This is a genomic window from Arthrobacter liuii (assembly GCF_014639275.1).
Taxonomy (GTDB): Bacteria; Actinomycetota; Actinomycetes; order Actinomycetales; family Micrococcaceae; genus Arthrobacter; species Arthrobacter liuii.
In genome coordinates this window covers 1-1,218 of sequence record NZ_BMFW01000076.1, presented here as the reverse complement: position 1 = coordinate 1,218, position 1,218 = coordinate 1, and the positions used below count along the sequence as shown (strand labels likewise).

General features: G+C 64.8%; 1 protein-coding gene. It reads right to left on the bottom strand.

What is annotated here, in order from left to right; genetic code table 11:
• Positions 1-38: 38 nt before the first annotated feature.
• Positions 39-1,218 (bottom strand): IS256 family transposase (locus tag IEW19_RS23130; protein WP_188573888.1); only part of this gene is annotated, 1,180 nt, incomplete at its 5' end.

Below are 1,218 nucleotides of genomic sequence, written 5' to 3'. Positions count from 1 at the left end.
GGGACTGTCCGTTTTTCGGTGGATCCGCCGTTGGCGTTTTAGTTGATTCTTCCGTCGAAGCTGATGGCGAAGGCGTTCAGTGCCGGCTTCCATCGTGTGGCCCATCGTGCCCTGCCTTTGCCGGTCGGGTCCAGTGCCCGGGTCGCCAGGTAGAGACATTTCAGGGCCGCCTGCTCGGTCGGGAAATGGCCCCGGGCCCTGACCGCGCGCCGGTAGCGGGCGTTGACGGATTCGATGGCGTTGGTGCTGCAGATGACCCGCCGGATTTCGACGTCGTAGTCCAGGAACGGCACGAACTCGCTCCAGGCGTTCTCCCACAGCCGGGTGATCGCCGGGTACCGCCGGCCCCATTTGGTCGAGAACTCCACGAAGCGTTCCTTCGCTGCGGGCTCGGACGGGGCCGTGTAGACCGGGCGCAGGTCGCGTGACATTTCGTCCCAGTACTGCCGGGCCGCGTAGCGGAAGGTGTTCCGGATCAGGTGCACGATGCAGGTTTGGACCACCGATCGCTCCCAGACGGCGGTGATGGCCTCGGGAAGGCCCCTGAGCCCGTCGCAGACCGTAATGCAGACATCCTCCACGCCACGGTTCTTGATCTCGGTCAGCACGGAGAGCCAGAACTTAGCCCCTTCGCCGCCGTCCCCGGCCCACAGCCCGAGGATGTCCCGTTCGCCGTTGACGCTGACACCGATAGCGACGTAGACCGGCCGGTTCGTGACCTGCCCGTCGCGGACCTTGACGTGGATCGCGTCGATGAACAGCACAGGGTAGACCGGGTCCAGGGGCCGGTTCTGCCACTCGACCATCTCGCCGATGACCTTTTCCGTGATCCGGGAGATGGTGTCTTTGGAGACCCTGGCGCCGAACACCTCGGCGAAGTGCGCCGCGATTTCCCCGGTCGTGAGCCCTTTCGCGCTGAGTGACAACACGATCTCGTCAACGCCGGTCAGCCGGCGCTGGCGTTTCTTCACGATCTGCGGATCGAACGTCGCACCGGTGTCCCGCGGCACATCGATCTCCACAGGCCCGATCTCGGTCAGCACGGTTTTGGTGCGGGTGCCGTTGCGGGAGTTCCCGCTCCCGCGTCCGGACACGTCGTGTTTTTCGTATCCGAGGTGTTCGTCCATTTCCGCTTCTAGCGCGGTCTCCAGGACGTTTTTCGTGAGCCGGTTCAACAGCCCGCCCGGGCCGACGAGGTCGATGCCCTGCTCTTTGGCC